General features: G+C 68.3%; 13 protein-coding genes and 1 pseudogene. 6 read left to right on the plus strand and 8 right to left on the minus strand.

Annotated elements, in window-relative coordinates:
* Nucleotides 1-61 precede the first annotated feature (61 nt).
* Together ACFP2T_RS35170 and ACFP2T_RS35175 are read left to right on the plus strand one after the other, a co-directional pair.
* On the plus strand, nt 62-1072 hold the full coding sequence (locus ACFP2T_RS35170; protein WP_377429528.1) for an alpha/beta fold hydrolase: 1011 nt from the start codon (nt 62-64) through the stop codon (nt 1070-1072).
* A 38-nt stretch (nt 1073-1110) separates the two neighbouring features.
* On the plus strand, nt 1111-1287 hold the full coding sequence (locus ACFP2T_RS35175; protein WP_377429530.1) for a hypothetical protein: 177 nt from the start codon (nt 1111-1113) through the stop codon (nt 1285-1287).
* 51 nt (nt 1288-1338) lie between these two features.
* Here ACFP2T_RS35175 and ACFP2T_RS35180 read toward each other — a convergent pair whose 3' ends face one another.
* Entirely contained in the window at nt 1339-1671 is a 333-nt protein-coding gene (locus ACFP2T_RS35180; protein ID WP_377429532.1) for a hypothetical protein, read from the minus strand.
* A gap of 182 nt (nt 1672-1853) precedes the next feature.
* Here ACFP2T_RS35180 and ACFP2T_RS35185 point away from each other — a divergent pair, with 182 nt between their 5' ends.
* Both ACFP2T_RS35185 and ACFP2T_RS35190 read left to right on the plus strand, forming a co-directional pair.
* The gene (locus ACFP2T_RS35185; RefSeq protein WP_377429534.1) at nt 1854-2363 is read left to right on the plus strand and encodes a 2-thiouracil desulfurase family protein; all 510 of its coding nucleotides are present in this window, start codon (nt 1854-1856) and stop codon (nt 2361-2363) included.
* A 736-nt stretch (nt 2364-3099) separates the two neighbouring features.
* Nucleotides 3100-3573 carry a helix-turn-helix domain-containing protein gene (locus ACFP2T_RS35190; protein WP_377429536.1) on the plus strand — a complete coding sequence of 158 codons (474 nt, stop codon included), beginning with the start codon at nt 3100-3102 and terminating at the stop codon, nt 3571-3573.
* Between the two features lie 78 nt (nt 3574-3651).
* Here ACFP2T_RS35190 and ACFP2T_RS35195 read toward each other — a convergent pair.
* The 3 genes and pseudogenes from ACFP2T_RS35195 to ACFP2T_RS35205 form a co-directional block, all read right to left on the minus strand.
* A pseudogene (locus tag ACFP2T_RS35195) lies at nt 3652-3951 on the minus strand (transposase); the annotation flags it as partial.
* A gap of 126 nt (nt 3952-4077) precedes the next feature.
* The gene (locus ACFP2T_RS35200) at nt 4078-4518 is read right to left on the minus strand and encodes a hypothetical protein (RefSeq protein WP_377429538.1); all 441 of its coding nucleotides are present in this window, start codon (nt 4516-4518) and stop codon (nt 4078-4080) included.
* A 395-nt stretch (nt 4519-4913) separates the two neighbouring features.
* Nucleotides 4914-6017: a DUF6183 family protein gene (locus tag ACFP2T_RS35205; protein WP_377429540.1), complete on the minus strand. Its 1104-nt coding sequence runs from the start codon at nt 6015-6017 to the stop codon at nt 4914-4916.
* 446 nt (nt 6018-6463) lie between these two features.
* Between ACFP2T_RS35205 and ACFP2T_RS35210 the strand changes: the two genes are divergently transcribed.
* Nucleotides 6464-7141, plus strand: coding sequence for an HAD family hydrolase (locus ACFP2T_RS35210; protein WP_377429542.1), 678 nt, complete (start codon nt 6464-6466; stop codon nt 7139-7141).
* A gap of 118 nt (nt 7142-7259) precedes the next feature.
* On the opposite strand, the gene ACFP2T_RS35215 is transcribed toward ACFP2T_RS35210, so the two are convergent.
* Both ACFP2T_RS35215 and ACFP2T_RS35220 read right to left on the minus strand, forming a co-directional pair.
* The gene (locus tag ACFP2T_RS35215) at nt 7260-8204 is read right to left on the minus strand and encodes an acyltransferase domain-containing protein (RefSeq protein WP_377429544.1); all 945 of its coding nucleotides are present in this window, start codon (nt 8202-8204) and stop codon (nt 7260-7262) included.
* Nucleotides 8201-8698, minus strand: coding sequence for a hypothetical protein (locus ACFP2T_RS35220; protein WP_377429546.1), 498 nt, complete (start codon nt 8696-8698; stop codon nt 8201-8203). Before ACFP2T_RS35220 ends, ACFP2T_RS35215 begins: the two co-directional genes overlap by 4 nt.
* Nucleotides 8699-9509: 811 nt before the next feature.
* Here ACFP2T_RS35220 and ACFP2T_RS35225 point away from each other — a divergent pair.
* On the plus strand, nt 9510-9941 hold the full coding sequence (locus tag ACFP2T_RS35225) for a DDE-type integrase/transposase/recombinase (protein WP_377429605.1): 432 nt from the start codon (nt 9510-9512) through the stop codon (nt 9939-9941).
* 46 nt (nt 9942-9987) lie between these two features.
* On the opposite strand, the gene ACFP2T_RS35230 is transcribed toward ACFP2T_RS35225, so the two are convergent.
* Together ACFP2T_RS35230 and ACFP2T_RS35235 are read right to left on the minus strand one after the other, a co-directional pair.
* A complete protein-coding gene (locus tag ACFP2T_RS35230) occupies nt 9988-10725 on the minus strand; it encodes a hypothetical protein (RefSeq protein ID WP_377429547.1) in 738 nt (245 codons plus the stop codon).
* A 712-nt stretch (nt 10726-11437) separates the two neighbouring features.
* Nucleotides 11438-12487, minus strand: coding sequence for an NAD(P)/FAD-dependent oxidoreductase (locus tag ACFP2T_RS35235; protein WP_377429549.1), 1050 nt, complete (start codon nt 12485-12487; stop codon nt 11438-11440).
* Nucleotides 12488-12710: the final 223 nt, after the last annotated feature.

Here is a 12710-nt window from a genome sequence, read left to right on the forward strand (position 1 = left end):
CGCCGGTCGACCGGAACATTTGTTCAAGCCAGCGGTGCCGCAGGGCAACGACAGTGAGCTCATGACGACATCGCCAGCCCCCGGCAACCAGCTCGACGAGGCTGACCCGCGCTCGCCCGACCAGCAGCCGCGTGGGAGTCGCACCCGCCGGCGGCGCCGCATCATCGCCTCGACAACCCTGCTCACGGTCGTCGGATTGCTCCTGGCGAACGCGGCAATGGTGAGCTGGCAGGCCGCCCCTGCCACCGGAGACTCGACCCTGCATCTCGACGGCGGCGAGATCCACGTCAGCCAGGACGGACCCCGCGACGCCCCCGCACTCGTGCTGATCCACGGGCTCGGCGCCTCGACCGAGTGGTGGAGTCCGATAGTCCCGACGCTGGCAACCTCCTTTCGTGTCATCCGAATCGATCTGCTCGGACATGGCCGGTCCGCCAAACCGGCCGGCGGCGGCTATGCGATCCCACAGCAAGGACGCCGCGTCGGGCAGGCACTGGACCAGCTCGGCGTCGAACACGCCACGGTGATCGGCCACTCCACCGGCGGCTACGTCGCCACCGCGCTCGCCGAGCAACGAGGCGACCTGGTGACCGCGCTCGCGCTCATCAACACCGGTCCTCGCCTGGACGCCTTCATCTCGGACGGGCCGGTGGGCAAGCTCGTCTTCGTCCCTGTGCTGGGTCAACTACTGTGGCGACTTCGGACCGATGGGATGCTGCGCCGGGGCTTGAGCTCCGCCTTCGCGCCAGGCTTCCACGTCCCGCGGCAGCTCGTCGACGACACGCGCAGCATGACCTACCACGCGCTCACGGCAACATCGCGGGCGTCCGACGGTTATCTGACCCAGCGACCACTTCCGGATCGGCTCACGAGCCTCGGCAAACCACTGCTGGTCGTCTTCGGCGAGCTCGACCAGAGGTGGCGACCCTCGTCGGCGGCGTTGTACCGCTCCATCACAGGTGCGAAAGTCGAGTTGGTGCCGGGTGTCGGCCACTCACCCATGCTCGAAGATCCTCCGCGTACAGCCGGACTTCTCCTCAGCTTCATCAGCTCAACGGCTGGTCACCGCTGACCTTCGTCGTCGAGCGTGCGGAGCAGCCAGGTGCCCTGATGGTGGCATCGCTGTCCTGCGCTCATCCCGGCAACTGGATCGGGTTACCGAGCCACCCGGTGTTGCCCGGCACGGTGGCTGTGGGCGTCCGCCAGGCCCTGGCTGCCGGCTGGCAGCCGTCCCGCCCGGGGCCGGCCTTTCAGCTGCTCCTGCCCGACTCGTCGTACGCGCGCTGACAGAGTCGCGCCGTTGGGCGCTGCGCGAGTCGCGGCAGACCAGGGCGTTGTTCAGTCGGAGGGGGTGCCAGGTGCGAGGGCGTCCGGCAGATCCAAGACAGGTACGGTCATGTCCAACAGCCGTTGGTAATAGCTCGCCTCGTAGCCGGCCAATTGCGGTATCACCCGGGTCAGGTCCTGCTCGCATTCCGCAAGGACATCCCACCGCCAATCATCGAACTTCCCGCCATTGTTCAGCCAAGTGCTGAGGCAGCCGGCGGCATCGGAGTCGAACATGACCATTTCGATCCCCGCAATGTCGACGCCTCTCAAACCGGCCGGAAACGCGGCTTCCATGTGCGCCGCCCAGAGCTTGGCAACAGCTTTGATGCGGTCACCTGTCATCCTGAACAGCGCTCCGATCGCCGGGACCCTCAAGAGCATAGACGCCCACTGCTTTCGACAAGACCGCGCGCCGTGCGTCGCCGCTCCACCGCGTACCGTGACGCTCGGTAGGCGGTGCGCGGAGCCAGCCCTGAGCCAGCTTGTCAGGAGGTCTTGTCGGCCCAGTGATACCGTTCGGCCCCGTGCGGAAGGTACTCGTCAGCGGATGCCTACAGGGGCGGGCACTGCGTTACAACGCGACATATGTACCTCTGAGCTCGCTGATTTGGGATCGTTGGTCGACCGAAGGGCGCCTTGTGCGGTTCTGTCCGGAGGTCGCGGTGGGGTTTCCCGTCCCTCGGCCGCCAGCCGAGATAGTCGGCGGGACCGCGGGAGACGTTCTCGCAGGTATCGCGCGGGTTGAAGAAGTCAACGGCGCAGACGTCACCAGTCTGTTTCGGCTCGCCGCTCGACGAGCGCTGGATCGGGCGGTCGAGGCAGGCGTCGCGCTCGCGGTCCTTGTCGACGGCAGCCCGACCTGCGGCAGCAGCGTGATCTATGACGGCTCGTTCACCGGCCGCTCCGTACCCGGACGGGGAGTAGCCGCAGAGGAACTGCTGCGTCACGGCATTCCGGTGTTCCACGAAGGGCAGCTTCAGCAAGCCGCAGCGATGCTCGCCGCCATGGAGGAGTCAGAGCGCTCGGCCGGGTAACGAGCACCAACGTCGTCGGCGGTCGGTAGGTCGACCACGGCCACGACGCGGTTGTCGCGGTGGACAGGGTTCCGGGTGCCGCAGCGGTGGAGGAGGCACCAACTCAGGCGGAACCGTCGACCCGGCCTCGGCACTCCAGGCAACTAACGCATGATGTCGGCAGATCCGGGCACCTGCGATGCACCGGCAGCCGTCACTGCGCGTGTCGCACGGGTCGCGGCAGTAGAGTGCGCCGATCGAATCCTGTTGGCTGCTCGTACTGCTCTGGCGCTTGATTGACCCGCTATGACGTGACAACAACTCCACCGATTCCGGTGCGCCCGGCCGGAGTGCCCACGAGCTCGACCGTGAGGCCGGCGCGGACGCGTTCCCCGAAGACGTCGACGACGGCGTCCGTGACCCCGGAAACGAGTCGGGCAACGATCTCGTCGGCGTCGGGTCGGCTGAACGCGGCTTCCCTGATGCCGAACGTGACGCTGGGCGAGGGTGCTTGTGCTGGCGTGCCGCCGATGCCCCTCGGTTGGGCGGCAGGCCGATCAACTGCACGACCGTGATGCTTCGCGCCCACTCGCCGTAGACAGCGACCACCGCGTCGGTCAGATTCTGAATCAGGGCGGTCTCACGGCCGGCCAGGTCGCTCTCGAGCACGTGAACGTTGAGGTGGGGCATACCATCCTCCGTGACAGGTTTGCTCGCAAATTAGCTTTGTTAGCAAAGGTATTTGGGGGGTGGTTGGATGTCAAGGCCCGACGCCACGGACGACACCGTCAGGGAGTTGCTCCTGGTGATGCCAAGGCTGGTCGGCAGGGTCAAACGCCTGCCTCCGCCAGAACAGTTAAGGTCACTTGATCTGGCACCGAGGCACTTGTCGATGCTGTCCCTGCTCCTGCTCGACGGTCCGCTGACCGTCTCTGAAATGGCCGGGATGCTAGGCGTAGCACCGACCACGGTGAGCCTGATCGTGAGCGATCTGAGCCGCAAAGGTGTGCTGGTGCGACGCGAGGACGACGCCGACCGCCGCCGCCGCATCATCGACATCAGCCCTGACAGCCGTCCCGCCATCACCCAGTGGCTGTCTCCGGGTGCCCATGCGTGGCGACGCGCCCTCGCGCCGCTGAGCCCGGCGCAACAACGGACATTCGTCGATACCTTGCTCAGGTACGAGGCAGCCGTTTCAACCCCGACGCAAACGACACCGGGGCAGAGGTAGAAGCGCATCGCACGAGGATCCGGACGTGCCGCCTAAGGGCCTGTGACGAAGTCGATCACAGCCATTCGTTGAGAGCGGCGCCAGGTGCAGCTTCGTGGTCAACCCGCCACCGGATCGTCCCAGCGCGTGGTCCTCCGGCTCGATGGTGACCCCGCCGGGCCGGAACAGGGCGTACACCGCCGGCCAGGACCCGTACCGCGGTGGCACGTCCCGCCACGGGGCGCCGATGCGAATCCGCCACCGGATCCCGTCGATCAACTGGCGTCTGCTCCACAACGACGGTCGACCCGGCCGCTCCGGCGCCGGTAGCAACGGCTCCAGCGTTGCCGACTGGGCGTCGGTCAGGTCGAACCGCCTCGTCACCGCCAGGGTGTCCACGAGGTCTCCGGTTTCAGGTTCTGCTTGGTCGCTGACCATCTAGCGGAGACCTCGCTACATCTCGACCTCCGACACGCGAAGATCCTCACGCCAACTCAAGCCCCGGCACCGACTTCGACACGCGCCCTAACCGCGGGCCTCGATGGCCTTGACGGTCTTCTCGAACTCCTTGCCTAGCACTTGATTGCCGGCCACGCTGAGCACGGCGCCGATCGCGCGCCCCTTGAACGTCTTGCCATCGCGCACCACGACCACGTCCACATCGGTCTTCCCGTCAGGCCGCCGTGTGAACGTGTAAGTGTGGCCCGAGCGGCCTCCCCACGTGTTGGAGTCGGTGGTCGTGAGCACGACGCGGCTGGGGTCGGACCAGTCGTAGTGCAGCCGCTCCCAGATGCCACCGGAGCCTTCGGTGACATCGGCCTGGTCGGTGCCGCGGCTGTGGACCTTGAGATATCCGTCGGCGCTCCGGCCGAACACCTCGGAACGCCCGGGCCCGAAGTCGGTGAGCGCGGCGACGAACTGCTCAGGCGTCGCCGTGGTCGTCTGATGAAGGCGAATCGTGGCCATGCTGCCTGCTCCCTGCGAACGCACCCTGGCGAGATCGATTTTAGTCCAGGGCGTCGTCGATCAGCGACGGATTCGGCCAAACGAGTGATCGGCGCTGTTGCACCGAGGATCGTCAAGATCACTATCCACGAGGTTTGCTGCAAGATCGAAGTGCGCTACGCAACCTGGGCTCGGGGGCTGGGACAAAAGTGCCATACCGTTGGCACAATCAAGCATCCGATCGCCGACCCTCGCCTCATCTGGACCTTGTGACGGGAGGATCTGCGCCATCGAGGACGCGCACGGCCGATGGCCACCCGTTCCGGGAACGGGCAGCCGACTTCGACGACGAGAAACCTTCCTGGATTTGGACGGAGTCCCGCCGTCCTTCGAAGCACGAGCGCTTTGCGGTCAGCTCAGTCCGAGTCGGTGGCCGCGAGGATCGCGACCGTCCGGTGATCGGGACGGAGGACGGCGATGCCGGCGTCCATCGAGGGATCCACCTGAAGATGCCAGTTCGAGGTGTAGAGGAGCCAGTCACACCGGCCGGCGGCGGCTTCGATCGTCGAGGTGTCGTCGTCGGGTACGCCCACGAGGGCGGCGAGTGACTGCCAGGACGCGCGGCGCCCGTACGCCCCGTACCTGCGGCGGCCGTACGCGCTCCCGCCGGCGGCCGCGTAGAAAAGCGTCTGTAGGACGTCGGCGGTCGTCACCCGACACGTCCTCGTCATCGCGTCACCGATGCTGCGCGGACCGAGGGCGCGCAGCAGCGAGGCACCGAAGTCGCCGGCGGAAAGCGGGCGGCCCAGCAGGAAAAGCCTGGTCTCCGTGGTGTCGCCGGTGTCCGAGACCCAACTCCGATGGGCACTCAACGCCCGGTGGGCATCGGACCAGTGGATCTCTGTCGCCGTCGCGTCGATCTCGTCCGGCCCCGGGGCCGGAGCGGCGCCGTCGCCTGGCGGGTGCCAGTCCGGCTTCGGCGGGTCAGAGTGGCAGCGCAGGACGATCTGGTGTTCGGCCGCGGTACGGCGCAGCGGCAGCCTGCCGAGGGGATGCCCGGTTGCCCGCAGCCTTCCGGCGAATCCGGCCGCCGCTGTCGCGTCGTAACGCAGCGCGACCTCCTGAAGCAGGCATGCTGCCAGTTCGTCGGTGACATCCGCGGTGTCGAAGACCCGCAGGAGATGCTCTGCCGGTTGTCCGATCGCCAGCCATGCGGCGACTTCGGCGAACTCGTAACGGACCCTGCCCCAGGCCTGACCTTCGGCAGCGAAGATACGCACCCGCGCGGTGCGATCCGCGTCGCCGGGCGCGTAAGCCAGCCGCTGTAGCGCGACCTCGAAGCCGTAACACATGGGGTAGGTCGGCGCGGTCACCTGGAGCAGGGCGGCCAGCAACTCCGTCAGCCACTCCGGCTCCGCCCGCTGGACAACGTTGTCGGTCACCTTGACCGCTCTGTTCCAATGCGGATCCTTGAACCCGTCCGCCAGCCCCATCAGCCGGATGGCTTTCTCAATCTCCATCCGGCGGAGTCTCACATCCCCGTCCGGAAGCCGCCAGAGTTTGGTCGGTTGCCTCGGGGACCGGCTCGTCCGGCTGCGGGTCGGTCAGGACCTCGTGGACGAACGGGAGGCCCGGTTTCCGGGACTGCGGGTGGTGGCTGGCGGCTGATATCGAAGACGAACGGCACATCCGGCTCGACACGCTCCAGCGGCCCGGCCGCAACCCTCGGCTCAGCATGAATACCCCACAAGATCTCGCCATACTGCTTGGCCGGTAACGACGGGCACTGCGGCATACGCCCTCGACGACCACCTCCCGACCACCCGGCCACGGCACCGCCCCGCCAAATTCGTCCGCTCCAAGAACATCCGCTGTCCGTCCGGACGAGGCGTCGTCCCCACCTGGCCGCCGAAGGACGGGCCGTTCTGAACCGGAGTGGTTGCGCCACCCTGGCAAGATCGTCAACATGCCGCTACCGCTGACCGTCGATGCCGTGGTCTTCGACTGCGACGGGCTGCTCGTCGACACCGAGCCCTGCTGGACCCGAGCCGAGACGAAGATCTTCGCCGAGCACGGGCACGGCTTCGGCCCGGAACAGAAAAAGTTTGTCATCGGCAAGACCCTGGCAGCGGCCGGGACGGCGATGGCCGACTACTTCGGCCGACCCGGCGACGGCCCGCTGCTGGCACAACACCTGCACGAACTCGTGGCAGCCGAACTGGCTGCGGGTGCCGACGCGCTGCCCGGCGCACGAGAACTGGTACTGGGCCTACACGGCCGGCTGCCGATCGCAGTAGCCAGCAACAGCCCGCGCCCCTTCGTCGACGCGGCCCTCACCTCGGCCGGCCTCGACAACCTCCTAACGCACGTCATCTCGGCCGACGACGTGGCGCACCCGAAGCCAGCCCCGGACATGTACCGGGCTGCGTGCGCCCTGCTCGGCGCCGACCCGGCCCGCAGCGTCGCCTTCGAGGACTCGGCCACCGGCGTCGCCTCGGCCAGGGCCGCCGGCATGTACGTGATCGGCGTGCCGTCGCTGCCCGGCGTCACCCTCGACGTGGACGCCGTCTTCACCACCCTGGCCGACCTTCGGCTGACCGCCTGGGCGGCCACCGAGGGCACGCCGACCACCCTGAACCGTTGAAGTTGAACCTGAAGATCGCCGTACAGGGCTTCCCCCGCCGGCGACGCAGACCGTCCTGACCCGGGCCACACGCTGTCTCCGACCGCCGAAATCCGCAGGACAGAACCCAGGAGTGTGGCTACATCGGGAAGCGGCCGCGTCGGATCTGCCAATGGCGGCCGGCCTCCAGGTGGTCGACGATCGCGCGCTGGAGCGCGGTGCGGCGCGGCAGTTGGTCGAGCGGCGTGGTCAGGGTGCGGAACACGAACCGCAGCACCTCGACGTCGGCGTCCAGCCCTTCCGGCTCCTCGTAGGGCTCCAGCTCGAATCTCCGCTGGAACCGGACGATGTTCGAGTCCTCAGGCAGGTACTCCAGCAGCTGCGGGTCGAGCAGCCACGAGCCGCAGGCGAACGCCGAGTAGCGCTCGTCGGGGAAGTGGCGCGGGAAGAACTCGCGGGCCTCGTCGAGCGACGCCCCGACCGCCTCCGGGCTCATCGGCCCCGACTCCGGGATGTGCAGGTCGATGACGGCGCCGCCACGGTGGTACTGAAGCCGGCCCAGCTCGTAGATGGCGCCACGCGCGTGCAGCGTCAGCCAGCTTTGCATGACCGGCCATCCCTCGCGCTGCATCCGCCGGTCGACCGCGAGGTTGCGGCCCAGGTCCGCGAGGCTCACCCACGACACGGCCTCGGCGACGCCGTGGTCGCGGTGGTACCCCCTGACGACGTCGACCAGGGCCAGGTACGCGTACACGTACAGATGTCGCCAGGCGGGGCCCCGGTCGCGCGGCAGCTCCGGACCGGGCGGCAGCCAGCCATGCCCGCCGAGATCGGCGCGGACCAGGGCGATCGAGCGGTCGAGCAGCCAGCGCAGTTCCGGAGTCCACAGCGGGGAGCCGGGGTCGGGCCAGCCCGCCATGATCTCGGCGGCGTCGTCCGGCCGCACCGCGAGCCGGTCGAGGATCGCGGGCGCGTCGGCCTTGGCAGGCAGCGGAGCCGACGGCCGGTCACCGGCGAGCTGGTGCACGCGGTCGACCTCCTCGACGGGCACCCCGAGCCGGGCGGCGGTGTCGTCCACATTCACACGGACGACCCTACCGACGAGGTGAGATCCACGCCGGTACCGCCGGGGCGAATACCGCCCTGCGACCCGGTCCGCTCAACCCAACAGATCCAGTTGGTGTCCGTTACTGGGCAGGACGCCCACATGACTCCTCCGTTTTCCAGTTCCAGGTTGTTCACGGTGGTGAGGGCGGGGCTGATCATCGTGAGGAGGCGCTGGAGTCGGGTGATCACCCAGGCCCGATCCGCGGCCAGGGAGAGGCGTCGCGTGACAAGCGGCCTCAGATTTTGTCGCTGGCCATCGGCCTCGCCGGCGGTGATGACGGACGGGCAGGCCATCATGGGGAGGGTGGCGAGGACGTAGGGGTTGAGGGCGTCGGGCTTCCGCCCGCCGGGAGATGACGTTGCCATTGCGGAGGCGACCGAGTGGAGTGTGGTGGCGCAGGCCGTGACCCACAGTGGGACGCCGGAAAAGGCCGCTGCTGACGCGACCTTGTCCCCTACAGTGGAACGCATGAACCGAGCCCCGGCGGTCACTGTCACGCCTGACGTCTTCGGCGTCGGCGTCGGCGTCGACCTGCCGTGGCATCGGGAGCAACGCGATCCACCACCGGCGCACGTTGTGCTGTGGGACGCGTGGGATCGTGTCCGTTCCTCTCTCGGCGGCGCCCATCCGGCGGTCGCGGCAGCACGGCGAAGCGCCGATGTCGCTACGTCCGTGCTTCATCTGGCTGCGGGGTCAGGCAAGTCCCCGACGGTCGCGCACCTGTTCGCGACCGCAGCCACGCAGTCGGATCCGGTGGAGTTCTTCACCCCACGCGCCGTGGTCCGCAGTCTCGCCCGCCGCCTCGTCTCACTCGACTCGGCGACCGACCCGGTCCCCGCAGTATCGACTCTCTCCTCGCACCTTGCCTCTCCGCCCGAGAGGACGGATGGACACGAAGCACTGCTGCGCAAGCTCGCGGTGGTACCGGAGAGCCTGAGTCCCACCGAGGTGGCGCTCGGTCACAGCCCTGCTGCCGCCAGGCTGGCGACGGTGATGTCTGGGGCAACGACGCAGCCGGCGACCTCGACCGGGCGGGCGCGGCAGCTGCTGTTGACCCAGCTCGGGGACGCAGTCACAGGGCCTGCCTATTACCACCTGGTGCAGACGATCCTGTTCCACCTCGCGACAGCGCTGGACGCTCGTCGCTGGCGTCGCGGTATCGCATCCGAGTCTGCACATATGCGAGCCGGTGGTCGGGCTGCCGCACCTCGCGGCGGACCACGCGGTCCCAGCACCACCCTGCGCAGACCAGCTCGGCAGTCATAGGCAGGAAGCCAGGCGCTGTATAGGCGTAGAACTCCCTGCCGCCCTTCGCAGGGAGTTTTCGGTGCCAACCGTGCTCGTCTCCGTTCGCCGGGACGCCGCCGTGGCCCGCCGCTACTTCCCACGGGCACTGCGGACACTGAAAGTGACACCGCCGAGGTAGTCACCGACGCCGCGCCGGTCTACCCCGCCGTACTCGACGAGCTCGTTCCGACGGCTTGGCATCACGTCGAGCGGCATGCCAACAACCCGGTCGAGGCCGACCACGGTCAGCTCAAACACCGGTTACGACTGATGTGCGGATTACGGACCGACCAGACCGCACAAGCGATCATCGCCAGACACGCCTTCATGCAGAACCTGCAACGCGGACACTACGAGCTCGGACACGACGCAACACCCAAGCGGCGAGTCGCCGCAACGTTCACCGAACTCGCCCGCGCGATCTGATTCGCGACCGGCAGATCGTCTTGTACGGCGCCGCTGCCTGGGCGGATCACTCGATGTTGTCGGCAGGTCGGCCAACCGCCGACGGCGACTCGGAGCCAACCGAGGCTTCCCCGGCCGGCGGCTTGCCATGCGGAGGCGACGGCTCGCGGGAAGCGGGCAGCGTCGGAGCGACCGGCGGTCGAACCGCCACCGTCGCCGACGGGAAGGCCATCAACTGGACGACGACCACTAGGCCAGGCAGCATGACCGACAGGAGAGCGGCTGCGATGAATACGCCTGGCGAGACCCCGTCCGCCCAGTAGCTTCGGTCGACGGCGGTCAACAGACCGAAGATGAGGGCACAGCTGAGGACGTAGGCAATCCCGAGGTAGGCCGCGTGGTTCACCGCCCGATGCGCCTTGTAACGAAGTCGGGGAGCAAACGCGTGCCCGACGACGACCAGCGCGATCAGCGCCGACCATGCCCGGACCAGCCAGTCGAGCCAGGGGTACGTGCCCTCGGGCCGGACATCCCTCAGATAGTCGTGCGCGGTCACCGTCAACTGCCCGACCGTCACCAAGGACAGACCGTACGCAGTCACCCGGATGAACTGGAGCGGGGATTCGAACTCGCTGCGCCCGGCGATCAGCCATGCTAAGCCGGTGAACAGGGTGAGCGAGCCTACCCCAAGCATCCCGGCCGCCACCGTTGTCTCCGTCCAGACCCGGGGGCAGGTCCGTTCACCGGCGATGACGCCAAAGAGAAAACTGTCTAGAGCGAACGTGACCAGGCCGGCGATGAACATGGTCAACGCCTCGGCCGAGGGACGTTTCGGCGTCCCTCTATCGATTAGCATGACTATGCCAGCGAAGACGAGACCAGCGACCACGCCGGCCAGCTGGGAGTGTGCCCCGGCCGAGCCAAGCGGATTCCAATCTACCGACTCACACGCTTCACCCACCGGCACCTCGCTCGAGTCCTTGGTAATCGGACCGCACCGTCGACGCTATCGGTGCAAGTTCCACTGTAGAGGGCGAAGGCAAGGATCTCCGGACACATCACCGCCGGTACAGGGATATGGCAGTCGCCCGGTAGACGGAATTGTCGCCACGCGAGCTCCAGGAGAAACAACGGTATTCGGACATCGCCATCGGCGAACGTGGAGTCGCGACGGCCGTGGGAATCAGGGCCGACGGGCAGGAACAGTCCGGCGGACGCGGCAGCCGTGCGGGGAAGATCGCAGGTGACGCACCCTGTTCGGCGTTCCGGGCGACTGCGGTGCGCCGTCACGTTGCGGGACGCGGCGGATCGCGGTATGAGCGCGCGTCAAGATCCCACGTCCTTGGCCCTCGGTGTTCCAATCCGCTCCATGCGGCGGCAGGCGCCGACGTTCAATGGCGGACGTGGTTGCGAACGGCGCTCACCAGGAGCGGATGGCCCGCCTCAGCTCTTGACCCAGTTGGCGCAGGGCTCGGCGTCTTCATCGAGCCAGACAGACACACCTCTGTCAGCCCCGCCTAGAAGCGGTCGAGACGGCAGCCCGCCAGTATCGGCTCGACGGCGCCGTCGACCAGCTCCCGCGCGACCAGGCGGCCCACGGCCGGGGCGAGCGTGACCGCGGAGTGCAGCACCGCCACGTAGAGGCCGGACACCGGGGCGACAGGGCCGACGATCGGCTCGCCGTCGACCGGCATGGGGCGTACGCCGACCCGGGTGCTGAGCAGCTCGACGTTCGCGGCACCGCGGAAGGTGGACCGGACGGCGGCGAGAGTCCGTTCGGGCGAGTCCGCGGCGGCGAGTAGCCGGTCCGCGGCGACCTGCCGCAGATCGAAGTCCGGAGTGTTGACCACGGTGCGGACTAGACCGGCCGGAGCGCGGAGCCGAAAGAGCGTCGCCGGCGACGGGTCGACCGGGACGCGTATACCGAGCGGCGCGCCCAGCGCGGCCGTGGCCACCCCTGCCGCGAGCACCACAGTCGCACCGGACAGGGGTCCTGCGGCCGTCTCGACCCCGACGACCCGACCCGCGGCGTCCCGGCGGACCGCGGTGACCGGGGTGTCCGGATGGACCCTGGCGCCGTGGGCGCGGGCACCCGCGACCAGCCGCTCGGTCACGCCCACCGAATCGACGGAGCCGTCACCGGGTGCCCAGACGGCCCACTCCGGGGGCTGCCGCAGGGTGGGCTCGAGCGTCGCCACGGCGGCCGCGTTCACAATCTCCTGCCCGGGCCCCGCCTCCGGCGCGCCGTCCGCCGTGCCCCAGGACAGAGAGCCGGACCAGGTCACCGGAAGTCCTGGGAGTTCGGCCTCGAGCCGGCGGTACTCCTCCGTCGCGGTCGCCCGCAGCGCGGCGGCTGGACCGGTGCGTACGCCGGACGCTCCGACCCAGGCGAACGAGTCTGCCGTCACGCCGGCACCCGGCCGCCCGGCGTCGACGAGGGTCACGACGGCACCGGCCCGGGCGGCGTGATAGGCCACCGAGGCGCCGACGATGCCTGCGCCCACCACGATGACCGTTTCCTCCGAAGTGTCGCCACCGCCAGACTGGGCGAGCTGGGAGTGAGGCATGGCGTGATCCATTCCTGAGCGGCAGCAATCGACTCGACCCGAGGAGCTAGGGCAATACTGCTATGGAGAGGGTGCATTGCGCTCACCCAGCGATGTTGATCGGATGCCCTGTCAACGGCAGTTCCGAGCGTCCCGCCGCCGCCTCGATCACATGTGCGGACATCGGCATGTCCGGACGTCGGCCGACACCGGGGGGCCGACCACTTAGCGTGACGACCTCAGC

Origin of the sequence: Plantactinospora solaniradicis, assembly GCF_042658085.1 — a bacterium.
Classification (GTDB): domain Bacteria; phylum Actinomycetota; class Actinomycetes; order Mycobacteriales; family Micromonosporaceae; genus Plantactinospora; species Plantactinospora solaniradicis.

Excerpts from the sequence above, each read along its gene's own strand:
- ACFP2T_RS35170 (WP_377429528.1), top strand. The coding sequence starts at position 62 with ATGACGACATCGCCAGCCCCCGGCAACCAGCTCGACGAGGCTGACCCG.
- ACFP2T_RS35175 (WP_377429530.1), top strand. The coding sequence starts at position 1,111 with ATGGTGGCATCGCTGTCCTGCGCTCATCCCGGCAACTGGATCGGGTTA.
- ACFP2T_RS35180 (WP_377429532.1), bottom strand. The coding sequence starts at position 1,671 with ATGACAGGTGACCGCATCAAAGCTGTTGCCAAGCTCTGGGCGGCGCAC.
- ACFP2T_RS35190 (WP_377429536.1), top strand. The coding sequence starts at position 3,100 with ATGTCAAGGCCCGACGCCACGGACGACACCGTCAGGGAGTTGCTCCTG.
- ACFP2T_RS35200 (WP_377429538.1), bottom strand. The coding sequence starts at position 4,518 with ATGGCCACGATTCGCCTTCATCAGACGACCACGGCGACGCCTGAGCAG.
- ACFP2T_RS35205 (WP_377429540.1), bottom strand. The coding sequence starts at position 6,017 with ATGGAGATTGAGAAAGCCATCCGGCTGATGGGGCTGGCGGACGGGTTC.
- ACFP2T_RS35210 (WP_377429542.1), top strand. The coding sequence starts at position 6,464 with ATGCCGCTACCGCTGACCGTCGATGCCGTGGTCTTCGACTGCGACGGG.
- ACFP2T_RS35220 (WP_377429546.1), bottom strand. The coding sequence starts at position 8,698 with ATGCGTTCCACTGTAGGGGACAAGGTCGCGTCAGCAGCGGCCTTTTCC.
- ACFP2T_RS35230 (WP_377429547.1), bottom strand. The coding sequence starts at position 10,725 with ATGTTCATCGCCGGCCTGGTCACGTTCGCTCTAGACAGTTTTCTCTTT.
- ACFP2T_RS35235 (WP_377429549.1), bottom strand. The coding sequence starts at position 12,487 with ATGCCTCACTCCCAGCTCGCCCAGTCTGGCGGTGGCGACACTTCGGAG.